The 24,301-nt window shown below is 62.0% G+C and carries 20 protein-coding genes; 4 read left to right on the plus strand and 16 right to left on the minus strand.

Translation table 11 applies throughout. The annotated features are described in order from the left end of the window. Positions 1-28: 28 nt before the first annotated feature. From ACTIEN_RS10540 to ACTIEN_RS10560, 5 genes are all read right to left on the minus strand, one after another. Positions 29-724: a chromosomal replication initiator DnaA gene (locus ACTIEN_RS10540; protein ID WP_439523088.1), complete on the minus strand. Its 696-nt coding sequence runs from the start codon at positions 722-724 to the stop codon at positions 29-31. Continuing rightward, on the minus strand, positions 725-1,792 hold the full coding sequence (locus ACTIEN_RS10545; protein ID WP_439523089.1) for an AI-2E family transporter: 1,068 nt from the start codon (positions 1,790-1,792) through the stop codon (positions 725-727). Positions 1,793-1,945: 153 nt separating this feature from the next. Beyond that, a complete protein-coding gene (locus tag ACTIEN_RS10550; protein WP_439523090.1) occupies positions 1,946-2,905 on the minus strand; it encodes an ADP-ribosylglycohydrolase family protein in 960 nt (319 codons plus the stop codon). Between the two features lie 34 nt (positions 2,906-2,939). Further along, positions 2,940-4,409, minus strand: coding sequence for a sensor histidine kinase (locus tag ACTIEN_RS10555; RefSeq protein WP_439523091.1), 1,470 nt, complete (start codon positions 4,407-4,409; stop codon positions 2,940-2,942). Positions 4,410-4,516: 107 nt separating this feature from the next. Then, positions 4,517-4,663: a hypothetical protein gene (locus ACTIEN_RS10560; protein ID WP_439523092.1), complete on the minus strand. Its 147-nt coding sequence runs from the start codon at positions 4,661-4,663 to the stop codon at positions 4,517-4,519. A 16-nt stretch (positions 4,664-4,679) separates the two neighbouring features. On the opposite strand from ACTIEN_RS10560, the gene proS reads away from it, so the two are divergent. Both proS and ACTIEN_RS10570 read left to right on the plus strand, forming a co-directional pair. Further along, positions 4,680-6,023: a proline--tRNA ligase gene (gene proS / locus ACTIEN_RS10565; protein ID WP_439523093.1), complete on the plus strand. Its 1,344-nt coding sequence runs from the start codon at positions 4,680-4,682 to the stop codon at positions 6,021-6,023. A 50-nt stretch (positions 6,024-6,073) separates the two neighbouring features. After that, a complete protein-coding gene (locus tag ACTIEN_RS10570) occupies positions 6,074-7,012 on the plus strand; it encodes a serine hydrolase domain-containing protein (RefSeq protein WP_439523094.1) in 939 nt (312 codons plus the stop codon). Between the two features lie 38 nt (positions 7,013-7,050). Here ACTIEN_RS10570 and glmM read toward each other — a convergent pair whose 3' ends face one another. From glmM to ACTIEN_RS10615, 9 genes are all read right to left on the minus strand, one after another. Then, entirely contained in the window at positions 7,051-8,394 is a 1,344-nt protein-coding gene (gene glmM / locus ACTIEN_RS10575) for a phosphoglucosamine mutase (RefSeq protein ID WP_439523095.1), read from the minus strand. Continuing rightward, a complete protein-coding gene (gene folP / locus ACTIEN_RS10580) occupies positions 8,384-9,403 on the minus strand; it encodes a dihydropteroate synthase (RefSeq protein WP_439523096.1) in 1,020 nt (339 codons plus the stop codon). The genes glmM and folP overlap by 11 nt, the downstream gene beginning before the upstream one ends. A 39-nt stretch (positions 9,404-9,442) precedes the next feature. Beyond that, the gene (locus tag ACTIEN_RS10585) at positions 9,443-10,369 is read right to left on the minus strand and encodes a dihydroneopterin aldolase (protein ID WP_439523097.1); all 927 of its coding nucleotides are present in this window, start codon (positions 10,367-10,369) and stop codon (positions 9,443-9,445) included. Between the two features lie 118 nt (positions 10,370-10,487). After that, positions 10,488-11,102 (minus strand): cell wall hydrolase, encoded by a 615-nt coding sequence (locus tag ACTIEN_RS10590; RefSeq protein ID WP_439523098.1) that lies wholly within the window; start codon positions 11,100-11,102, stop codon positions 10,488-10,490. A 203-nt stretch (positions 11,103-11,305) separates the two neighbouring features. Continuing rightward, entirely contained in the window at positions 11,306-13,855 is a 2,550-nt protein-coding gene (locus tag ACTIEN_RS10595; protein WP_439523099.1) for a putative PEP-binding protein, read from the minus strand. Positions 13,856-13,975: 120 nt separating this feature from the next. Beyond that, a complete protein-coding gene (gene glyS, locus ACTIEN_RS10600) occupies positions 13,976-16,198 on the minus strand; it encodes a glycine--tRNA ligase subunit beta (protein WP_439523100.1) in 2,223 nt (740 codons plus the stop codon). Next, on the minus strand, positions 16,198-16,725 hold the full coding sequence (locus ACTIEN_RS10605; protein WP_439523101.1) for a DUF6446 family protein: 528 nt from the start codon (positions 16,723-16,725) through the stop codon (positions 16,198-16,200). Before ACTIEN_RS10605 ends, glyS begins: the two co-directional genes overlap by 1 nt. 3 nt (positions 16,726-16,728) lie before the next feature. After that, positions 16,729-17,433 carry an FkbM family methyltransferase gene (locus ACTIEN_RS10610; RefSeq protein WP_439523102.1) on the minus strand — a complete coding sequence of 235 codons (705 nt, stop codon included), beginning with the start codon at positions 17,431-17,433 and terminating at the stop codon, positions 16,729-16,731. Continuing rightward, positions 17,433-18,362, minus strand: coding sequence for a glycine--tRNA ligase subunit alpha (locus tag ACTIEN_RS10615; protein WP_439523103.1), 930 nt, complete (start codon positions 18,360-18,362; stop codon positions 17,433-17,435). The genes ACTIEN_RS10610 and ACTIEN_RS10615 overlap by 1 nt, the downstream gene beginning before the upstream one ends. A gap of 153 nt (positions 18,363-18,515) precedes the next feature. On the opposite strand from ACTIEN_RS10615, the gene ACTIEN_RS10620 reads away from it, so the two are divergent. Further along, positions 18,516-20,234 (plus strand): serine protease, encoded by a 1,719-nt coding sequence (locus ACTIEN_RS10620; protein WP_439523104.1) that lies wholly within the window; start codon positions 18,516-18,518, stop codon positions 20,232-20,234. On the opposite strand, the gene ACTIEN_RS10625 is transcribed toward ACTIEN_RS10620, so the two are convergent. Continuing rightward, entirely contained in the window at positions 20,218-21,147 is a 930-nt protein-coding gene (locus ACTIEN_RS10625; RefSeq protein WP_439523105.1) for a DMT family transporter, read from the minus strand. The two genes, ACTIEN_RS10620 and ACTIEN_RS10625, sit on opposite strands and share 17 nt — an antisense overlap. A 319-nt stretch (positions 21,148-21,466) precedes the next feature. Here ACTIEN_RS10625 and ACTIEN_RS10630 point away from each other — a divergent pair, with 319 nt between their 5' ends. Continuing rightward, on the plus strand, positions 21,467-23,089 hold the full coding sequence (locus ACTIEN_RS10630) for a DUF4214 domain-containing protein (RefSeq protein ID WP_439523106.1): 1,623 nt from the start codon (positions 21,467-21,469) through the stop codon (positions 23,087-23,089). Between the two features lie 107 nt (positions 23,090-23,196). On the opposite strand, the gene ilvC is transcribed toward ACTIEN_RS10630, so the two are convergent. Continuing rightward, complete coding sequence (gene ilvC / locus ACTIEN_RS10635) at positions 23,197-24,219, minus strand: ketol-acid reductoisomerase (protein WP_439523107.1); 1,023 nt, start codon at positions 24,217-24,219, stop codon at positions 23,197-23,199. Between the last annotated feature and the right edge of the window lie 82 nt (positions 24,220-24,301).

Here is a 24,301-nt window from a genome sequence, read left to right on the forward strand (position 1 = left end):
TCCCGTGTCAGGACATCGCTGCAAGCCCCTAGTCTGACGCGTTTTCCTCGGGGAATTCAAGATCGGCCAGCGCGCTGCGGGCAAGTGTCCGCGTCACCCCTTTGGGTGTGCCCAGCGCTTCGGTGTCGAGATGCGCCACAACCTGCCCGGCGGCCTCGAAGGACCGGGGCATCCAGCGCACCAGGTAGGGGATCACATCCGCCATCGGCACGATCTGGCGATCCGCAAACAGCTTGGCCAGAACTGCGGACAGCAGGATATCATCCGGCAGCGCCATCTTGGCCACGGTGGTGCCAGACATCCGGCTTGCCAGATCAGGCAGGTTCAACCCCCATGCCGACGGAGGCCGCGTGGCGGTCAGAAGGATCGAATGCCCGTTGGCGAGAACAAGGTTGTGCAGATGGAACAGCGCCCGCTCGGCCGCGTCATGGCCCGCGATCTGCTCCACATCCTCGACACAGATGGGCTGGTCCGCCAGCGTCGGCACATCACCCCCCGCGATGTCGAGCGCCGAGACCATCTGCCCGCCGCTTTCGGTACACCAGACATGCGCCAGATGGGTCTTGCCCGATCCGCGCGGACCCACCAGCACCAGCTTGCCATTGGGCCAGTTCGGCCAGGTGTCCACCAGACCCAGCGCCACGGCGTTGCTGTGGGTGACGTAAAAGTCCCCCCGCCCCAGCGCGGGCCGCGCCGGAATGTCGAATTTCAGTTGCAGGGACATTTATTCGCCGTCCTGATCACTCAACCCGCGATAAAGGCGGCTTTGAAGATATTGGTTTGCGGCGAACCGGGCAATCACGCCAAGCGCCGCGGCGACGGGAACCGCCACCAGCATCCCGACAAACCCGAACAGGGTGCCGAAGATCGACAGCGCAAATATCAGCCAGACCGGGTGCAGCCCCACCGACGACCCCACCAGCTTGGGCGTCAGCACGTTGCCCTCGATCACTTGTCCCAGCACAAACACACCGGCCACCAGCCCGATGGAGAGCCAGTCGCCCCAGAACTGGAACAGGGCCAGACCGATGGCCAATGCGCCGCCGATCAGCGCGCCAAGATAGGGAATGAACGTCACCAGCCCGGCGACAAACCCCACCACCAGCCCGAACTGCAGCCCGATCAGCATCAGCGCCACGGCGTAATAGGTGCCAAGGATGATGCAGACGGTTCCCATGCCGCGAATGAAACTGGCCAGCGTCCGGTCAATATCCGCCGCCAGCTTGCGGATGGTCGGCGCATGATCGCGCGGCAGCATCTCGTCGATGCGGGCCACCATGTTGTCCCAGTCCAGCAGAAGGTACACCGCCACCACCGGCACGATCACGAACAGCATCACGATATTGATGATGCCCGCAGCCGAGCTCAGCACTGTATTGAGCAATTCTCCGCCGCGCGACTGGATGGTTTCCCCGATCGACACCAGCGATTGCCGCAACGGGCTTTCGGTGTCCATGATGTCGGGGAATCGCGCGATCAGAAAATCGCGCAGATTGGCGAACAGGGTCGGGGCCACATCGAACAGGTCGAGCGCCTGATTGACCAGCGACGGAATCACCCACAAGAGCAGAAGCACAAACGCGACCATCCCGATCACGGTAATGATGGCCGTGGCCGCCACCCGGCTACAGCCCATCCGTTCCAGACGGTCCGCCACCGGATCAAGGAAATAGGCAATCGCCCCACCCAGAACAAAGGGCAAAAGCACGTCGCCAAGGAACCACAGCACCACCGCAAAGGCGACTGCCGCAATCCCCCAGTATTTCACCTGCTCCCGCGCGGGAAGTGCCATCTTGTCCGCCCTTGTGACCTGTCCCCTACATCGCTCGTGTCGCGCAGGGTTTCAAGCGAAAGGCGCGCACGATGCGTCAACGCATCAACGTTTTGCGATCCCGCAAAACCCCGCGTCCCTGTCCGCCGGGACGACACAGAAACCGTCCCCTGCTCAGGCAGAGCCAAGCCGCGCACATCCGTCCCACAGGGGGGCACCATCGGTCAGCTGCAACACCCAGGCCAGGGGAATCCCCGCCGGAGTCGCAATCCCGTGTGCCGCGCCCATGACCGCGCCGATGAGGATGGCGCGACCGGCGCTGTCTCCTCCGGCCAGGATGTTGTGCTCTACCGCGTCGCTGTAGGTGGCGCTGTGCTTGAGCACATGAAACATCACCGGTCCCGCTGTTGGCAAATGACAGGCGCGCCCGACCTCTCCGGCAAAGACGGTTGGGTCCGTTTCGTCGCTGGCCAGCGCGTGCAACAGCGCCTCCCTGACGTCGCCCTCTGCCGCGCGCGCCGCCATCGCAAGCGCCTCTGCGACAGGGGCGCCGTCAAGAACCCGGCACAAGAGATCGCAAAACACCGCGTTATAGGCTGCGGCCACATCGTTGACATTGGTGATCTGCATTGCCGCCTGCGACCTGTCGGCCAGTTCCGGCGTCCCGTGATACCCCGCCACAATTGCCGGAAGCCGCGTCACCGCCGGGTTCTGGTCGTCGTCGATGCCCGAAGGTGACAGTTGCGCCGCGATCCGCTCGAGCGCGCCGCGCGTCGGGCGGTCGATATAGCCGTGATAAGCTCCGCCGGGACCAAAATGCGTGGCGAACGCGGCCTGTTGCGCAGGCACATCGAACGCACCGCCCTCTGCGATCATCGTCCGGATTGCCAGCCAAAGCGCCTCGCCATATTGCGTCAGCATGCCGGTTTGCCGTGCGCCATGGGCGAAATACCCCTTGGCCCCGTCGAAATGTGCGGCATCCACCGGGGTAAACGCAGCGCCACCGCGCCGTGCCGCGATGTCTGCGATACGGTCGGGATCATAAAGCCAATGCAATCCAAGGCTCGCGGCATCGGCAACCAAGGCGCCCAAGAGCATCGTGGATCTGGGGGTGGGGGTGTGGGCGACGTGCATGCTCTGCCTCCGGTCGGTGACGTGGAAGGATTTGTCAGGCGTTCAAGGGCATGGTGATGCGCGCGATCACCCGTCCGTTTTCCTTGGCCCGGTCGATCTCGGCGCCGATCTGGGCCGCGAATTGCTGGACCAGCCGTTCCCCGGTCCCACCGGAATCAATGTCCAGCCGGGGATCTGCGGTCAGATCGGCGTTTTCGACCGTGATCCGCAAGACCCGCTCTGGCGTCATATCAATCTCAAGCGTCACCGGGCTGTGTTCACCCGGTCCGCCATACTTGATCGCATTGGTCAGGAGCTCGTTCAGCATGAGGCTCAGCGCGATGGCCCTGTCGCTTTTCAACCGGATCACTTCGGCCGAATGGGTAAACACCATCGCGGCGTCGGGCAGTTCCGCGCTTCTTCGGGTCGAGGCGACCAGACGCGCGACAAGTGTGATCAGGTCGATATTGGCGACATCGTCATCAATCTGGATGGTGGCATGTACATCCGCCACTGCCCGCACACGCGATTCCACAGCGCGCAGCGCCTCGCGTGCCTTTTCCGCCGCCGGACCACCCGCCACAATCAACTTGCTGGATTGCAACCGCAACAGGGACAACGCGATCTGAAGGCTGTTCTTGATCCGGTGATTGGCCTCCACAACCAGCGACTCGCGGACATGCACCGCTTTTTCAAGATCACGCCGGGCGTTCTCGATATCGGTCAGGTCAACAAACGTCCCGACAAGCTTGGGTCGGCGATCCACAGGGTCGGTTGCCATCTCGCCACGGATGCGGACGAACCGTTCTTCGCCCGAGGGCAGGGGCACCCGGTAATCGAAGCTTGCGATTTCGCCATGTGGCGCGCCAAGAACCCGCGCAACCTCGGCATGGACGGCGGCGATATCGTCTGCATGCACACGTTCGAAAAACGGCGCGGCGTAAATCCCGGCCTCGTCCGGGGCAAAGCCGAACATCGCGTCGATGGCGTCATGGCGCAGGAACAGGTCGGTTTCCGGGTCATAGCTGAAATAGGCGACCGACGCCGTCGAAGTGGCGGCACGCCGATGACTTTGCGCAAGCCGGGCGGTCAGGGTCGCCTCGGTCACGTCGCGCGCGGTCTGAAGAATGGCAATGGTCCTGCCGTCTTTGCGGACCGGGGCAAAGTGCATTTGCCAATGGTGTTCGACATAGGCACCGGACTTGTCCAGCAGATCGAACCGCGCCGGACCCACCTCCTGCGGGATGCCGGTGCGCATGGTTTCGTTTGTGGCAGTGCGAATGAACGTCACCGCATCCGCGCCATCCGCATCGGCATTGGGCGGGAACGCCTCGAACATCCCAAGCCCGGTCACGTCGACCCCGACAGATCCAGACATCACCTGATGCGCACTGTTGCGCCACAGCAGCGTCAGCTTGTCATCCGGCAGAAAGAAAAGCGCCGCAAACGGCACAGCTTCAAAGCCAAGAGCAAGGATATCTGTGATGGAATCGGGCCGTTCGGACAGCTGAATTTGACCGTTCATTCTGGTGGCGCACTCCGAAACCAATAACTGTCTCAGGTTGATTGATTTCTCAAAAAGAGTCCACTGTCGCGATGGCGCGTCCGCGGAAATGCGCACATAATTCCCATTCACGCATCGCGGTGGTCAATGTCCGACCGCCCGAATGCGCCGATACGATCCCCCTGCCGCGCCAGCAGTCCTCCCGAAGGCAGGACACAGAACACCGCGCTGCCCTTGTCCGGGTCGATGCAACCCGGTAGGACGGGCCAAACCACCCATCCGAGGTCCCAGATGCGTCTGTCCCGATATTTCCTGCCCGTACTCAAAGAAACCCCGTCCGAAGCCCAGATCGTCAGCCACCGGCTGATGCTGCGCGCCGGCATGATCAAGCAGGCCAGCGCCGGGATCTACTCCTGGCTGCCGCTGGGCTACCGGGTGTTGCGCAACATCGAACAGATCGTACACGAGGAACAGGTGCGCGCGGGACATATCCCGATGCTGATGCCGACGCTGCAATCGGCCGATCTATGGAAGGAATCGGGCCGGTATGACGCCTACGGCCCCGAAATGCTGCGGATCGAAGACCGTCACGGGCGCGACATGCTTTACGGTCCCACCAATGAAGAGCTGATCACCGACATCTTCCGCAGCCATGTCGGCAGCTACAAGGATCTGCCGCTGACGCTCTATCACATCCAGTGGAAATTCCGCGACGAGATCCGTCCGCGCTTTGGCGTGATGCGGGGCCGCGAATTCCTGATGAAGGATGGCTACAACTTCGACCTGACCAAGGAAGACGCGCTGCACGCTTATAACCGCCATCTGGTCAGTTACCTGCGCACCTACGAACGCATGGGCCTTCAGGCGATCCCGATGCGCGCCGACTCTGGCCCTATCGGCGGCGATGACACCCATGAATTCCTTGTTCTGGCCGAAACCGGAGAGAGCGAAGTGTTCTACGATGCCCAGATCACCGATCTGAAGTTCGGCGACCGTGCCATCGACTATGACGACAAGGCCCAGTGTCAGGCGGTCCTTGAGGAATTCACCTCGCGTTATGCGCGCACCGACGAAACGCACGACGAAGCCGAGTTCGCAAAAGTGCCAGCCGACCGCCAACGCACCGCGCGGGGCATCGAAGTAGGCCAGATCTTCTATTTCGGCACCAAGTATTCCGACGCGATGGGTGCCACTGTCGCCGATGGCGACGGCAACCGTGTGCCTGTCCATATGGGCAGCCACGGCATTGGTGTCAGCCGCCTCCTCGGCGCGATCATCGAGGCCAGCCACGACGACAACGGCATCATCTGGCCCGAAGGTGTGACCCCGTTCCATTGCGGGATCGTCAACCTCAAGCAGGGCGACGACGAGGCGGATGTCGCCTGCGAGGCGCTCTATGCCAGTCTGACAGCACTTGGGCTTGAGCCGCTCTATGACGACCGGAATGAACGGGCAGGGGGCAAGTTCGCCACGATGGACCTGATCGGCCTGCCGTGGCGCATCACCGTCGGCCCACGCGGGCTCAAGAACGGCGTTGTCGAACTGACCTCTCGCCGCACCGGCGAGAGCGAAGAACTGGCCCCCGAACAGGCCATCGCGCGGATCGCCGTCATTTACGGCAAAGCCACGGCCTGACGCCTGACAGTCCCTTGCGGGACACCAACGCGATTTGCTAGCCAGAGGGCATGATACGCCTTCTGGCTTTTTTTCTTGGTCTGTGCTTCGCCACCCCGCTTATGGCCTCCGATCCCGTGACCCTTTTCGAAGACTGGGCGCGCGGCGAAGGGGCAGATGCGACCGCGATCAGTGTTCTGGTCGATGGAGAGCCTATCCACACACGCAACGCCGACACGCCGATTGACCTTGCCTCCAACTCCAAGGCGATCACCGCGCTTTGTGTTCTGACACTGGTCGATGACGGCGCGCTGCAATGGGACACCTTGCTGACCGACGCGCTGGGGCAGGCGGCCCCGTCAGGCACAGTGGCGGACCTTGTCACCCACAGCGCCGGGATCGCGCCGGATTCGACCCAGCTTCGGATGCTGTTTTGGCTCAACGAGGATCAACCGCGCCACGAACAAGTCACCGACATCGTGCTGAACCGCAGCCGCCAGAAAGGCACGCAAGGCGCATTTGCCTACAACAACGAAAACTATGCGCTTCTGGGGCGGATCATCGAACTGACGTCAGGCGCGCCCTACGAAGACACCTGCCACAAGCGGGTTCTTGACCCCGCAGGTGTCACAGGGGCGCTGTCCCCTCGCTTTGGCGCGTTTGCAGGCTGGGGCGGCTGGCGCATGACGATGGCGGAGTACACAACCCTGCTCTGGCACTGGTATGGACCCAAGGGGCGCGTCGGTCGCGATCCGCTGTCGCTGCCGCATATCGCCCGTGCCGAGGGCAGCTATTACGGTCTTGGCATGAACTACGTCACGGAGGACGCCGGGTTCCGCATGTCCCATGCCGGGGCAATCGCGATCCCGTTTGGCCCCAAGACCGGCGCGTTTGCGGTGGTCTACCCATTCGGGGCGGTGGCGGCGATGGGCTACGACGTTCCGGTGGCCGATCCGGCGCGGTTTAGGGCGCTGTCCGACAGCCTCGATTCCGCCCTGCGCCCACGCTGATCAAACGTACCGTTTGCGTCAACGCATCCGCTTCCCGCTCAAACCGACGCGGTGACCTCGGCCACGATCCCGTCGACCAGCTCGACCAGCAGTCCTTCGTCCTCGCACTCCGCCATCACGCGGATCAGCGGCTCGGTCCCCGACTTGCGGATCAAAAGCCGCCCCTTTCCGTTCAGCCGCGCTTCGGCATCAGCGATGGCCGACTTCACCGATCCTGTCTCAAGCGGTGCCACGGATGGATCATACCGCACGTTCCTGAGCAATTGCGGAACCGGATCGAAACTGCGCGCCAATGCGCTGGCGGGCTGACCTGTGCGGCACATCTCGGCCAGAAACTGAAGCCCGGCCATAAGCCCGTCACCCGTGGTGGCAAAATCCGTCATCACGATATGACCGGATTGTTCCCCCCCAAGGTTCCATCCTCCCCGGCGCATCGCCTCGACCACATAACGGTCACCGACACCGGTTCGCTCAAGCCGCAATCCACGCGCGCCGAGAAACCGCTCCAGCCCAAGGTTGGACATGACCGTCGCCACAAGAACCCCACCCAGCAGGCGGTCTTCTTCGGCCCAGCGGGCAGCCATCAGGGCCATGATCTGATCGCCATCAGCGACCTGACCGGTTTCATCAATCAGGATCACCCGATCCGCGTCGCCATCAAGGCAAATGCCGACATCCGCCCCATGCGCCACCACGGCTGCGGCGGCGAGCTGCGGATGAGTCGATCCACACCCTTCGTTGATATTGGTGCCATCCGGAGTGATCCCCAGCGGGATCACATCCGCACCCAATTCCCAAAGCACTTCCGGCGCGGCCTTGTAGGCGGCCCCGTTGGCGCAATCGACAACCACTTTCAGCCCATCAAGGCGCATCCCGGCCGGGAAAGTCGATTTCACCCGCTCCTGGTAGCGGAAGCGGCCATCGTCGATCCGTTTCGCCCGCCCGATATTGTCCGCCTGTGCCGGCTCGACCCCGCTGTCGACCAGCGCCTCGATCTCGGCCTCGTCCGCATCCGAAAGCTTGAACCCGTCCGGGCCAAAGAACTTGATCCCGTTATCCGCCGCCGGGTTGTGGCTGGCGGAAATCATGATGCCCAGATCCGCCCGCATCGACGGCGTCAGCAACCCCACGGCAGGTGTCGGCACCGGCCCCAGCAGCAGCACGTTCATCCCCGTCGAGGTCAGACCCGCCGTCAGCGCGTTCTCGAACATATAGCCCGACTGGCGTGTGTCCTTGCCGATCACAACGCGGTGGACACCTTTGGAATCCTGTCGGAAATGTCGCCCCACGGTGGCCCCGATCCGCAACGCCATATCCGCAGTCATCGGATAGGTGTTGGCTGTTCCGCGCACCCCATCCGTTCCAAAAAGCTTACGCACCATCCTCAAGTCCCCACTCGATTGCGCGCCACAGCGCGAGTGCCTGACGTGTTTCGGACACGTCATGCACCCGTATAACCTGTACGCCCTGAGTGGCCCCATGCAAGGCCACCGACACCGATCCCGCCAAACGTGTGTCTGCGGTGCCAGTCTGGGAAATCGTACCGATGAATTTCTTGCGCGATGCACCCAGCAGTATCGGACATCCCAACCCGTGAAACAGGGAAATATCGCGCAAAAGCGTCAGGTTGTGCTGCATCGTCTTTCCAAAGCCGATCCCCGGATCGACAAGGATCTGATCGCGCGCGAGACCTGCCGCGACCAATGCGCTTATACGGTCTTCGAGAAAGTCGAACACGTCAAGCCGCACATCCTGATAGCTTGGCGCGTCCTGCATGGTTTGCGGATCGCCCTGCGCATGCATCACACACACCGGCACCTGCCGTGCGGCGCAAAGCGGCGCAAGCGCATCGTCATAGGTAAAACCCGCCACGTCATTGACCAGCGTCGCACCCGCCTCCAGCGCCGCTTCGGCCACCGGGGCCTTGCGCGTGTCGATCGACACACACACCCCAATCCCGTCGGCAATCGCCCTGATCGGTCCCACCACCCGCGCGATTTCTTCGTCGATCGGGACGGTGTCCGCGCCGGGTCGGGTGCTTTCTCCACCCACGTCGATGATCCCGGCACCGTCCTCGGCCATCCGCCGGGCCTGCGCCACAGCCGCCTCGGGATCAAGATACCGCCCGCCGTCGGAAAAGCTGTCCGGAGTGACGTTCAGGATCCCCATGAGCGTCACCTGACCCATGTCACACCCGGCAATCGGCGCACGCTGCGCTGTCAGGCGGTGCAGCACCGCGTCCGGCACGGCAGTGGCAGGGATGATCTGAGGTTTGGAGGTCCGCCGCAATGCCACGGCTTCGCTGAACCAAAGCGGTCCACCAGCCAGCGGCAGTGCGCCTTTGGGGCGCGGATCACCGGATCGGGGAAGGGGGCGGAAATACGTCTTCATGGAAAGTCAATGAAAGGCCACGCAGGGTTTGACAAGCGGCTAGAGCACGCTTTCGCCGATGGGGGTGTTGCGAACTGAAATATTCGTCAGGGCCGGAGCCTCTGCGCCGATCACCAGAAGCTCTATCGCATCCATTTCCTGCGCAAACCACCCGGTCAGGGCAACAGTGTCAGTCACAGCATTGTCCGGGCCATCGACCGCATCCAGAACGATCTTGGATGGCGCCCAGATACAGACCTGTCCGTTCTTCATCGCCCAGTCCAATTCGGTCCGTGTCGCCACCACCTTGCAGCGTGGGTCTTTTGCCGCCAGAACCCAACCGTTCTGTTCGATCGCCAGCAGGTCAATCCGCCGCTGTGCCAACGGGTGTCCCACATCCGGGCGCGGCCCGTCGCCAAGCCCGACGCACAGCACCAATGGCGCGGCTTCGTCCTCAAGCTGGTCGATCCACCCAGCCAGATCCGGCGCATGAATTGCCGCATTCGACAGGTAGACCACCCGTGGGTGGGGACGTTCGTGGCTTGCGTCCTGCGTGGTTTCGGCGGAATCACTTCGTGACCGGACGATCTCGACCCCCAAGGCACCGGGGCCACGATCCAGCTTTTCAATCCGCACAAAGACGCGCAAGGCCTGCGGCTCAAGCAGGATGCGCTCTGCGATCCGCCCCGCCAGCGTTTCCAGAAGGTTCAACCGCTCGGCCGCCAATTCCGCGGCGATCGCCTCGGTCACCCGGTCATACGACAGGATGCGGTCCACATCATCGTCGATATGTCCAACGATGGGCTGCACTTCGACCACGACGTTAAAGCAGATGCGCTGGGTTGTGCCGCGCTCTGCCTGAAACGCGCCGATCTCGACCTCGACGATATGATCGCGCAGCGAAATTCGATCCACAGGCCCGTCATCCGCCGTCGCAATGGCCCGTTCGGACGGGTGCGAAAAAGCAAGTCGGATTTCAGAGGTCATCGGCCACTCTCCACATTGATCCGTCACGGGCTATCAGAGCCAACCCCGAACGAAAATGCCGCGAAGGGGCATTTTGCACACCGCCCGCGACATAAGAAGGGTCAAAGCCTGACTCGGATCAGCTGTTGCTGCTGACGCGCCATGTGTGGCGATAGAACAGATGCACACCAATCGCGGCGGTCTTGGTGTAGGTGCGCGACCATCGCGGGCGCACGGCGGTGGTGTGATAATGCGTGGCCCCGTCGGTCAGGTTCATCGGCGCGCGACCATCAAGAATGGCGCGGGCCACCTTGCCGACACGGTCCCAAGCGCGGGGCTCGCGGATGCGTTCGGGAATACCGTCGCAGGTGTAGGTGAACTGGCACTGATACTTCTTGCCCGTGCCTTGATTGATCACGCCGCAGACGCTGTCTGGAAAGCGCCCGCTCTTGACCCGGTTGATGATCACTTCGGCAACCGCAAACTGTCCCTTGACGGTCTCTCCGCGTGCTTCAAAGTAAAGCGCCTCGGCAAGACATTCCCATTGGGCACCGCCAGAAGCTTCGTCCTGCGCGTTCAGCCAGGAGGCGTTGTAGATCGCTGAATTGCGCGACACAGGGGTCACCAGCGATGTCAGATGCGACTGGCCCGCAGAGGCCAATCCGTTTTGTTCCTGCGCAACAAGTGCTTGCGCCGCGTCTTTCGACCGTTCCGCGAAGCTTGGACTCGCCACGATGGCGGCAGCTAAAATCATTGCAAACAATCTCGTCATACCGAGTGTTCATCTCGCAACATTATGGGTGGCGACGATTTGCACAGAAATAAGGCAGCGCCGCGCGTTCGACGGGCTGTTATAGAAAATTTTAGATTTCCACAAGTTAGGGGGCCATGCGTACCACGCAAGGCCGATGCCCACCCCGCAATCGGGGCAAAATCTGGGCCACTTATTGCCGACGCCTACCGTATCTTGTCGGCCAACGCAAGCTGTGCGGCGGCCAGTCGCGCCACCGGAACCCGGAACGGAGAGCAGCTGACATAGTCGAATCCGGCCTCCCGACAGAAGGCGATTGATTCGGTATGGGCCGCATGTTCCCCGCAGATCGACAAAACCACGTTCGGGCGGGCAGCGCGACCCCGCACCGCACCCAATTTCAACAATTCTCCGACCCCCTCGGTGTCCAGGATGTGGAACGGGTCTTCGGCAAAGACACCCTGGCGCACATATTCCGACATGAAGCGCCCCGCATCGTCGCGCGACAGACCATAGGTCATCTGTGTCAGGTCGTTGGTTCCAAAGCTCAGGAAATGCGTGTGCTCGGCAATATCCCCGGCCCGCAGACAGGCGCGCGGCGTCTCGACCATGACACCCAGCCGATAGGTGAAATCCGCGCCGTTTTCCGCGCGCACCGCAGCGGCCACGGCTTCGACCCGCGTGCGCACCAGTTCGACCTCGCGCTTGGCGGAGACCAGCGGCACCATGATTTCGGGAACAAGGGTGATGCCCTCCTTGCTCGCTTCGACCGTCGCTTCAAAGATCGCGCGCGCCTGCATGTCATAGATCTCGGGCACCGAAATCCCAAGCCGCACACCGCGCATTCCCAGCATCGGGTTATACTCGGACAGGCTGTCGATGCGCCGGATCACGTCACTGACCGGAATATCCAGCGCCTCGGCCAGTTCGCGCTGACCGGTGCGGGTTGTGGGCAGGAATTCGTGCAGGGGTGGGTCAAACAGCCGGATACAGACCGGATGACCCTGCATGATCTGGAACAGCTCAAGAAAATCGGCGCGCTGCATCGGCAGCACAAGCTCCAGCGCCGCCTGACGGTCCTGCGGGTTCTGCGCAAAGATCATCTCGCGCATCGGGGTCAGGCGTTCGGCCTCGAAGAACATGTGTTCGGTCCGGCACAGCCCGATCCCCTGCGCGCGGAAATGCAGCGCTGTCTTGGCATCCGCCGGCGTGTCTGCATTGGCCCGCACCCCGATATCGCGTTCCGCATCGGCCCAGCTCATGAAGGTGCGGAATGTGTCGTCCAGCGTCGCCTCGATCATCTCGACAGACCCGGCCAGCACCTGACCGTTGGTGCCGTCCACGGTGATCTCGTCGCCTTCCTTGAGAGTGCGCCCATCCGTGGCCACCAGCATCTTGCGATTGATCTGAAACCGCATCGACGCCGCGCCAACCACACACGGCAGGCCAAGCCCGCGTCCGATCACCGCCGCGTGGCTGGTCATGCCGCCGCGTTCGGTCAGCACGGCAGAGGCCACATGCATCCCGCGAATATCCTCGGGGCTGGTTTCGCGACGGACCAGAACACACGGTTCGCCGCGCGCCGCACTGGCCTGCGCAGCCTCGGACGAGAACACGATCCTGCCCGTTGCCGCACCCGGACTGGCGGCGATTCCGCTGCCCAACACATCGCGCGGGCTGTTTGCCGATACCTGACGGTGCAACAATTCCGAAAGCGCGCGCGGCTCGATCCGCATCACTGCCTCTTGCCGCGTGATGATGCCATCATCTGCCAACCGCACCACGATCCGCAGGGCCGCGCGGGCGCTGCGTTCGACACGCACCCCGTCCAGAATGTGCAGATTGCCGTTTTCGATGGTGAATTCGATCTGCATCTCTTCGCGCAACCGCCGACGCATCAGCGCCGCATGGTCTTTCAGGGCAACAAACGCCTCTGGCGCAAATTCCTCAAGCGATGGCCCACGCGGGTCTTTCTCAAGGAACATCGACTCCGCCCCGCCATCCAGCGCCTCACGCCCCTGGCTCTGGCTCAGGTATCGCCCCGTAACCTGCGGCAGCCCGGTGGACGAATTGACCAGTTGCAACACGCCCGACCCACATTCGCCACTGCCCAGCCCAAGCGCCATTTCTTGAACCACAAGGCCCAGCCCGGCATCCACAGGAGCCCCTTTGGCCTGCCTTAAAAGCCGTGCCGTGGTGCCTTCCCAGGCCCGCGCCATCGACCGCAGGATTTCCGCCAACTGGATTGCGGGATCCTGGGGAAACGGCTCTTCTGCCTCTTCTTCATAGACCTTCAACGCCGCGTATAGGGCGCCTGCGCCGCTGCCGTCAATCTCGTCAAACGCCTCGGCGTCTAGCCGGGCAACGTCGATGGCGTAGGTCTGGATAAACCGCAGGTAAATCCCGGTCGCCGCAACCTCACCGATCTGCGCACACAGCGCCGCATGGCGCGCCTCGTTCATCCCGATATTGAGCACTGCGCCGGGACCACCCCAATCCGGGTCTTCCGATGACGGGCGCACGCACAAAAGCGCGTTTGGGTCGAATTCCCGCATGATTCCGGACACTTCGGGCAGATACCCCGAGGCAAGTTTGTGAACCGTGTCAAACGACAGCGCAACGGTGCGCGGCACCGGCAAGTCAAGACGCACGAGGCGCTGCAAACACTTGGCCCGTCCGCCATGTGTCGGGGTCGACATCGGCGAACGTGCGGTGATCAGCGTCACATCCGGGTTTTCAGGGCTTGGTTTCTGCACTGCAGCACCTCTTCAGCGTTGGCGCAGCATACGAAGACACTGCGCCCTGACAAGAGGTGTTGGTGGCACAGGGGCACCTTATCCTGCCCAGACTCTGGCCCAGCCTCCGGTCTGGCGCGTTCAGCCGTCGATGCGTGTCAGATCCGCCACTTGCAGACAGGTCGTGCGGATCGTGCTGAGCAGGTTGAGACGGTTGCGCCGCAGAACCTCGCTTTCGGCATTGACCTGCACCGCCTCGAAAAACGCATCCACCGGCCCGCGCAGTTCGGCCATTGCCGCCATCGCCGTGGCAAAATCCTGCTCTGCCATCGCCGGAGTGATCCTGGCTTCGGCTTTGGCCAGCGCATCGAACAGCGCCACCTCGGTTGGGTCTTCGGCGAATTTCGGATCGCCGCCAAACGAATATTCCACCCCGTCCTTGTCCTCGGCCTGGGTCAGGATGTTGTTCGCGCGCTTGAAGCCTTGCACAAGGTTCTCGCCATCCTCGGTTGCAAGAACCGCCTGCAACGCCTTGGCCCGCTTGACCAAAAGCGCGAGGTCATCATTGCCCGGCATGGCAATGCAGGCGTCGATCACGTCATGCCGCACGCCTTGTTCACGCAGGTAGACTTTCAAGCGGTCGTGGAAGAACGATAGCAAATCGACCGACTTGTCCGGCACGGTTTCCTGCATGGCGTTCAGCCCGTTCATTCCGTCCTCATCTCGCTGCGATTTCAGCGTGCGATAGGCCGCACCGAATACGCCATGCTGCGCGATCTCGCGGATCAGATCGTTCACATCATCGTCTGTGACATCGTCAATCAGATGGCCCTTGTGGCGCACCAATTGCATGTCAATGAACTGATCAACCGACAGGCTCAGCCCATTCTCCAACACCAACCGGATCACCCCCAACGCCGCACGGCGCAGCGCAAACGGGTCTTTCGACCCCGTGGGTTTCTCGTCGATCGCCCAGAACCCGGTCAGCGTGTCGATCTTGTCGGCCAGCGCCACAGCTACGGACACCGGCGCGGAGGGTACGTCATCCGACGGCCCTAGCGGCGAATAATGCTCCTGACAGGCCGCGCCAACCTCGGACGGCAGACCTGCGGCGTCACTGTAATAGCGCCCCATAAGCCCTTGAAGTTCCGGGAATTCATAGACCATTTCCGACGCCAGATCGGCCTTCGCCACCGTCGCCGCCTGTTCCGCCAGATCGGCGTCGGCCTTAACCATCGGCGCCAGTTCCCGCGCCAGCGCCGCAATCCGCGCAATCCGGTCGCGCTGCGATCCCAGCTTGTTGTGGAAGGTCACGTTCGACAGGCTGTCCGTCCATGCCGTCAGACCGTCGTTCCTGGCGACGCGCAGATCGTTCTCCCAAAAGAACTTGGCATCCGACAGACGCGCCGACAGCACCTTCTGGTTGCCCGCCAAAATCGTCGCGCCATGATCGGCGGTTTCGCGGTTCGCCACGGTGATGAACCGCTCGATCCGGCCCGTCTTGGGGTTCTTCACCGAAAAGAACTTCTGATGCTCTTTCATCGAGGTCTGAAGAACCTCCGGCGGCAGGTCCAGAAACTCGACCCCGATCTCGCCCATCAGCACGACAGGCCATTCCACCAGTCCCGCCACTTCGGCCAGAAGCCCTGTGTCGTCGACCACCTCCAGCCCGTTGGCAAACGCCTGATTGGTCGCGTCCTGCCAGATCGCCTCGGCGCGTTCGCTGGCGTCCAGCACCACATGCGCGCGCTTCAGCTTGGCCTCGTAATCGTCAAACCCGGTCACATCGAACGCCCCCGGCACCATAAAACGATGCCCCTCGGTTGTGCGCCCCGCAACAATGCCATCCACGTCCAAAGCCACCACGTCGGACCCGTCCTCGCGCGACAGCACGCACAGGATGCGGTGCAACGGTCGCACCCAGCGCAACGACCCGTCCCCCCAGCGCATCGACTTGGGCCACGGGAAATTGCGGATCGTGTCTTCCAGAACTTCGGCCACGATCGCAGCCGCATCGCGCCCCGGCTTGTCGATCACCGCGTAGAACACGCGGCCTTTCTTCTCGTCCCGTTCCACCAGATCCTCGCGCGACACACCGGCCCCGCGCAGGAACCCCTCAACCGCCTTCTCGGGCGCATCGACGCGCGGACCCTTGCGTTCTTCTTTCACATCCGGCGACCGGTCGGTCAGCCCGTCCACCCGCAACGCCAGACGGCGCGGCGTGGCAAACGCAACAGCCCCGCCATAGGTCAGACCTGCCTCGACCAGACCATTGGTCACCCGTGACTTCAGGTCGTCAGCGGCCTTGGCCTGCATCCGTGCCGGGATTTCCTCGGAGAAAAGCTCGATCAGAAGGTCGGGCATCAATTGCCTCCAGTTTCGCGGTCAGGGCAGTCGTCGCCCAAGGGGCTGCCATCATAAGCCTTGTCGCCGCACTCGTTGATTTCGTGCCAGACATAGCCGTGCCCGTCTTCGGTGATCGCCACAACGCGGTCGATCCCGAATTCGCGGTTGCGCTGGCTGGTGAAGACCTGCGCGCGACCATCCGTGATGTCATGACCGATCTCGTCGGCATCAAAACAGTCAAACCACCCCGGCGCATTGCGCGGCACCGCGCCGATATAGGGCTCATAAGTGGATGTGAGGGTCGACATCGGCGTTTGCGTGTTGAAACACGCCCTGTACCTGATCGGTGAACTATCGGCGTCGATCGCTTGAAAATCCTCGTAAAGGATCGTTTCCATCCGGCCATCCAGAGTGGTCAGTTGCACGTCATCCGTCCCGGTTGGCGTCACCGTTTCGTAATAGGCGTAAACCTGCAGGTAATACATGCCAAGACCTGCCACCAGCGCGCAGACGACAATAACGACGGTCAGGATTTTTCCGGTCATCGTCTATTTCCAATCCATGTTCACGACGGGATGCGTCATCTGTGCCGCGCGGTCCCGCAGCGCATTGGTCCGCGCCAAAAGGTCCGGCAGACGGCTTTCGTGGGTTTCGACAAACAGATGTCCGATCCGGGATTTTACCGGATGGTCAAAAAGTACCTCCAAAAGTGGCACTTCGGCCCCTTCGATATCCATCTTGATCACAGCAATCTCGCTGTCCAGCGACTCGAGAAAGGCCGGAAAGTCGATCACCTTAACATCTATCGCGGACGACGCATCGACATTGCGCTTTTCCGCCATCAGCGATGACGACTGAGACTGCTCTTCCGGGTCCGCATCGAAAGACGCCGTGCGATAAAGCGGAAACGTCCCATCCTCTGTCCCGGCCGCAGCCTCGATCACCTCGACATTTGCCACATCGGCAAGCCGCTTGCGCAGTTCCGCCGCTGTCCACGGGTCCGGCTCGAACGCATAGACCTTGGCGGCGTGCTCTGCCATGTGGCGCGCGTGCTGTCCAAGATTGGCCCCAAGATCAATGCAGATCTGCCCTGTTGCACTGGTCAGCGCGGCCCGAAACGCCGCCTCGGCCACCGGGGTATCGACGATCTTGCGCAGCTTGCGGCGATATTTCAGCCCAAGCGCCCCCGGCAGGTGCTGCAACAGACCGTATTTGGCCCGCCGCAGTGGCGTATTTCGATTGGCTTGTGCCATCAGGTGGCAAAACCCCCGGCGTCGGTCATAACAAACGCATCCGCACACAACTTGGCCAGCGCGCGCACCCGCCCGATATAGCTTTGCCGTTCGGTCACGGAAATCACGCCGCGCGCATCCAGCAGGTTGAAGATGTGGCTGGCCTTGATGCACTGGTCATAGGCCGGGTGCGCCATGATGATGCGCTTGCCGGTCTTCGGATCATCCTCCGCCGCGTCCAGAATCCGCGCACATTCCGCCTCGGCCTCGACAAAGTGGCGCAACAGAACCTCTGTGTCCGCCACGTCGAAGTTCCAGCGCGAATATTCCTGCTCGGTCTGGCGGAAAACGTCACCATATTTCAGCGCAATCGGCGCATCGGGGTCATTATAGGGCATGTCCATCACATGATCGACGCCCAGCACATACATCGCCAACCGCTCCAACCCGTAGGTCAATTCCCCCGACACCGGATGGCAGTCATGCCCGCCAACCTGTTGAAAATAGGTGAATTGTGACACTTCCATGCCATCACACCACACTTCCCAGCCAAGCCCCCACGCGCCCAGCGTCGGGCTTTCCCAATCGTCCTCGACAAATCGGATGTCATGCAGCGCCATGTCGATCCCGATGGCGCGCAGCGATCCCAGGTACAGGTCCTGCAAGTCGGGTGGGGAGGGTTTGATCACCACCTGGTACTGGTAATAATGCTGCAACCGGTTCGGGTTCTCGCCATAGCGCCCATCGGTCGGACGGCGCGACGGTTGCACATAGGCCGCAGCCCAAGGTTTTGACCCAAGCGACCGGAGCGTGGTGGCCGGATGAAACGTGCCTGCACCCACTTCCATGTCATAAGGCTGCATCACCGCACAGCCCTGCATAGCCCAGTAGGCCTGAAGACGCAGGATGATCTCCTGAAAACTGCGCGGCTTAGTGACGGTCTGATCCATGGCGAACGCACCCCGATTAGTGTTGGCGCTTGATTAGGCGTATGGGGTCCAAGGGTCAATTGCACGCGAGGTTCTAATTTTCGCGTTCCAGTGGCGTCGTAATCTTGCTAGAGCATGGCGTTGAAACAGGTTTTTCGGGCAGGTGGCAGTCGAATGATGCGCAAATTTTTGTTTTCCATGCTGGCGACATTGGTGTTTTGGGTTCAGTCGGCAACCGCGCAGGAATCCGTTTATGTGCAGATCGAAGCGCAGCCAAGCCTGTCTGAGGCCGAAGACCGGTTGCGCGACTATGCCGCCCGACTGCCCGATGTAAACGGCTTTGACCTGGATCGTGGCTGGTATGGCATCGCCCTTGGACCGTATTCCCGCAACGAGGCAAACCGCGTCCTGCGCAGCTTGCGCGCACAACGCCTGATTCCCAGCGACAGCTATATCGAAGGTCCAGAGCGCTATGGCCAGCGGATCTGGCCCATCGGCGCAGGTCCGGCGACAACCACGCCAAGTGTGCAAGCGCCGGAAATCGTCCAGATTCCCGAACCACAGCAGACAGACGAAACCCCGGGCGAGGCCCGCGCCTCCGAGTCTCTCCTGACCCGCTATGAGCGCGAGCAACTGCAAATCGCCCTGCGCTGGGCAGGCGTCTACAGTTCCGGGATTGATGGTGCGTTCGGGCGCGGCACCCGCACGGCAATGGCCGAATGGCAGCAATCCAACGGGTTCGAGGCCACGGGTATCCTGACCACCGCCCAGCGGGCCGACCTGTTCCGCCAATATAACGCCGTGCTTGAAGGCATGGACCTGCAAACCGTGCGCGACACCCGTGCCGGAATTGCCATCGACCTGCCGCTTGGGGCCGTGGGTCTTGACCGCTACGACAGCCCGTTTGCGCATTATGAACCCACCGGCACCGTTGACGGCGCGCGGGTGCTTCTCATCAGCCAGCCGGGCGACCGCGACCGTCTGGCCGGGCTGTACGAAATCATGCAGACGCTCGACATCGTGCCTCTGGACGGCCCGCGCGACCGCGCTGGCGACAGCTTTACCCTGACCGGGCAGGACAGCCGCATCGTGTCGCACACCGAAGCGCGGCTGGCCGATGGCACGATCAAGGGCTTCACCCTGGTCTGGCCCGCAAGTGATGAAGAGCGCCGCACACGCATTCTTGCCGCCATGCAGAACAGCTTTGATCCGATCGCGGGTGTGCTGGACCCGGCAACGATTGCCGAAGACACCCAAAGTGTCGATCTGGTTGCGGGGCTCAGCATCCGCAAACCGAAACTGACCGCCTCGGGCTTTTTCGTTGACCGTCAGGGCAGGGTGGTCACCACCGATGCGGCGGTCGCCAATTGCAGCCGGATCACCCTGAACAGCGATTACAGCGCCGAAGTCATGGCATCCGATCCGTCCCTTGGCATCGCTGTGCTGCGCGCCACGCAACCGCTGGCCCCCAATGCGGTGGCAGAGTTCCGGGACGGCGCCCCGCGCCTGCAATCGGAAATCGCCGTTGCGGGTTTTTCCTTCGGCGGCGTGCTGCCCTCGGCCACGATGACCTTCGGTCGCCTTTCAGACCTGCAAGGGCTCGATGGGGAAGACACGCTCAGCCGTCTGGACATCAGCACGCTTGACGGCGATGCCGGTGGCCCGGTTCTCGATGATGGCGGTGCGGTTCTGGGCATGCTGGTGCCGCATGATGGCGGTGGGCGACAGCTTCCCGACAAGGTGAATTTCGCCACCAAAGGCACCGCGCTGCGGACTGTTCTAGAACGTGCCGGCGTTGCACCCCAGGTCACACCGGGTCTGCAACGGCTCGACCCGGTGGATCTCACGCAAAAGGCCACCGCAATGACCGTGCTGGTCAGCTGCTGGGACTGACACCGCGCCGGAAAAGCCGTGTCAAAGCCCCCCACTGGCTGACCACCATACCGCCAAGGATCAGGCCCATCGCCAGCAGCAGGATCGGCCTGAACGGCTCTCCCAGAATGACGATCCCTAGGATCACCGACCACAGCGGCACCTGGTAATTCACCAGCGACAGGAACACCGGCCCGGCGCTGCGAATGACCACGATCCGCAGGATATTCGCCCCTGCGGTCGGGATCAGCCCAAGCACCGCCACCAAGAGCAGGATATCGGGTTCCGGCATTGGCGGCGGCCCCTCGACGATCAGGGCCGTCGGCAGCACCAGCAGCGACCCGAACACCAGTGCCAGCGCGCCCAGCCCGAAAGGATCAATCGGCGGCAACCGTCGCACCAGCACCGAACTGCCGGCATAACAGGCCGCCGCGCCAAGACAGGCCAGCCGCCCGAACGGCTCCAGCGGATCGCCGCTCGACACAAAGGCCTGTCCACCCAGCAACACCGTGACCCCAAAGAACCCGATCAGCAATCCAACCAGCCGGCGCAGGGTGATCTGCTCTCCGGGCACAAACAGATGCGCCATCGGCAGAAGGATCAACGTGACCGACGCCATCGACACACCGGCAAACCCCGACGTGACCGTCTGCTGCCCCCAACTCAGCAACATGAACGGAATCGCCGAAGTCAGCACGCCGGACAGGATCAGCGCGCCCCAGGCCGTCTGCTCGGTCAGGAACACCCGCCCACCCCGCAATTGCCAGACAACACAGGTCAGCAGACAGGCAAACCCGATCCGCCCCGCCGCCAGCCAGAACGGCGTGATGCCCTCCAGCGCCAGCTCGATGAACAGGAACGTGGCCCCCCAGACAAGTCCAAGCGCCGCCACCATACCCCAGCTGGCGGGTGTGATTTCAGGAGAAGTTTGCATGAAAATGAGGCATCCTTGGGCGTGAGACAGCAAAATCTGCCTCGAAATATTGCAACCGAGGCCGGTTCACGGTGCTCTCTAGGAACATGCTGGACCGCCAGCAACCTCTAAACCGTTAACAAGATATGCAAGGAGTCCCAAATGGACGTGTTCTTCATCCTGCCCATCATTATCCTGATCGCGCTGCTGGCGTGGTGCGTGCTGCAACTCAAGGACGATATGTAAGCCAGACGCGCGGGCTTCGCTCAACACTTTTGACTAGGCGAATTCATCGGTCTGTCGTACCTTTGTTTCGGTTCGTGTTTGAAAGCGTTTCGATATGCCTTTACCTATCGTGCCTGCAATCGGGTTGTTCGCGGACACCCTTCAGATCATCTCGTTCTTTTCGTCATCTGACGCGGATGCAGATGCAGAGCGTCTTCAGGCCCTCAGGGACATCCAGGACAGCATCGACGTGCTGCAAGGATTATCGAATGCGCAGATCAACCAGAGCATCGCGCAATCGCTGGGCCAGTCGCAATCCGCGATGGACAATCTTGAGCGTTACGCTGTCGAAGAAAACCCTGTCGCGCGGGCTGCATTGGGGGAAATCGCAATTCAGCAAGCCACGCTGGGACTGAACGAGATCACCTCGCAGGTGCGGGCAGTCATGTCCACGGCCTCGCTCGACTCACTGGCCTATGCGTTCAGCGCCGTCCATTACGCCATGATTGCCCGCATGACGGTCGCCGATGTGGTTCAGGATGGCCCGCTCGGGTCGCCCGGCCTGCACCGCGAGATCAAGGAAGCTGCGGCGCTGCTGTGGGATGAAACCGGGGGCGTGGACCTGTTGACGCAGATGGAAGGGCGGATGGCCGCAGCGATCACACCGATCGTTCAACCCTTTGTCCAGAACGGCCAAGCTGGGACCCGTATCGGGTATGAAAGCACCCTGACGGATTACCTGACCACCACCTTTGTGCCTTTTGGGGGAAACATATCCGCCGCTCAGGCCCGCGAGGCCGAAGAAGTGCGTGCCCATGATCGCGGCATACTGCTCGACGGGCTGACACAAATCGGCATCGCGTCCAACGACTTTCTTGCCCTGTCGGCGGTCAATGTCTCGGGGCTCTACGAACAAATCCTGACGGATGATGACGATGCGCCCTTCGCCACAAGCCGCGCGGATTACATCCTTCTGCGCGATGGCGATGATACGGTCGATGGGCTGGGCGGCCCGGATGCGCTGAACGGGGGCGCGGGCAACGACATCCTGCGCGGCGGGCTGCACACCGACAACCTGACCGGCGGTCCCGGCAGCGACATGCTGTTCGCCACCACCACCTTTGGCGAACGGGGCGAGGGTGATATTGCCCGATTTTCTGGCGACGCGGGCGACCACACGATCCTCGGCGGCAAGGACTATGCCATCGTCATCGACCCGGAAGGTGCGCGCGACAAGCTGTTCGGCTTCGACTTCCTGCGCTTTGACAACGGGGTGATCGAACTGCCTGACGGCTCGGCGCTTGACGGGGCCGGTGATCCGGCGGATTTCGGGGTCGCGGAACGGGTTGCCCTGCTCTACGAGGCGGCCCTCAACCGTGATGGTGCCATCGACCTGCCAGGTCTGAACTTCTACATCGGCGTGACCGAGGCCAACACTCTGAGCGATGAATTCCTGGCCAATGACCTGATGCGCAGCCCTGAATTCACCCGGAATTTCGGCGATGTGGCCGCCATGTCCAACACCGAATTCCTGACCGTGGTCTATACCAACATCCTTGACCGTGCTCCGGATGGACCTGGCCTTGCCTTCTACCGCGATCTGCTGGACGAGGGCCGCATCTCCAAGGCGCTGGCATTGGCCGACATCGCCATCAGCCCGGAAAACACCCTAGGCTCCGTCGATATCCTGATGTCACTCTACGAAAACTCGGCTGGTGACTGGAGTTTCGTGTCCTGAACCCGCACACGCCTGTGCTTCTTTGGGCTTCAAATACCTCAGGGGGGTGTGGGGGGACAGCGTCCCCCCACGTTGATCGGACGGGCATGGCCCGTCCGATCCCGTAATCAGTTCTTCGCCTTGTCGACCATCTTGCCAGCCGAAATCCACGGCATCATGCCGCGCAGCTTTTCGCCGGTCGCTTCGATCTGGTGTTCGTCGTTGATGCGGCGCGTCGCCTTGAACGACGGCTGACCCACGGCGTTTTCCATCATGAAGTCGCGCACGAACTTCCCGGTCTGGATGTCGGTCAGAACCGCCTTCATCCGCGCCTTTGTCTCGTCATAGGGCAGGATGCGCGGGCCGGAAACATACTCACCATACTCGGCCGTGTTCGAGATCGAGTAGTTCATGTTCGCGATGCCGCCTTCGTAGATCAGGTCCACGATCAGCTTCACTTCGTGCAGGCATTCGAAATACGCCATTTCCGGCTCGTAACCGGCTTCCACGAGGGTCTCAAAGCCCATGCGGATCAGCTCGACCAGACCACCGCAGAGAACTGCCTGTTCCCCAAACAGATCGGTTTCGCATTCTTCGCGGAAGTTGGTCTCGATGATGCCCGAGCGGCCACCACCGATGGCCGAGCAATAGCTCAGGCCGATTTCCAGCGCACGGCCGGACGCGTCGTTGTTGACGGCGACAAGGCACGGCACGCCGCCGCCTTTGGTGTATTCGCCGCGCACGGTGTGACCAGGACCCTTGGGGGCCATCATCACAACGTCAACGCCCGGCTTGGGTTCGATCAGGCCGAAATGCACGTTCAGACCGTGGGCAAAGGCAATCGCTGCGCCGTCTTTCAGGTTGTCATGTACGTATTTCTTGTAGGTCTCGGCCTGAAGCTCGTCGGGCATGGTAAACATGATCAGGTCGCACCAGGCCGCCGCTTCGGCGATGCCCATGACCTGAAGGCCTTCACCTTCGGCCTTCTTGGCCGACGGCGATCCTTCGCGCAACGCCACAACGACGTTCTTCGCGCCAGAATCGCGCAGGTTCAGCGCATGCGCGTGGCCCTGGCTGCCGTAGCCCAGAATGGCCACTTTCATGTCTTTGATCAGGTTGATGTCGCAATCGCGATCGTAATAAACGCGCATCGGGTTGTCCTTTTGTTGATGTCCGGCGCACCTTATGGCGCAGCTTTGGAAATGTGCAATCAATCAGACCGAGTTCTGCAAG

Origin of the sequence: Marivita sp., from assembly GCF_051859345.1 — a bacterium.
GTDB lineage: Bacteria > Pseudomonadota > Alphaproteobacteria > Rhodobacterales > Rhodobacteraceae > Marivita.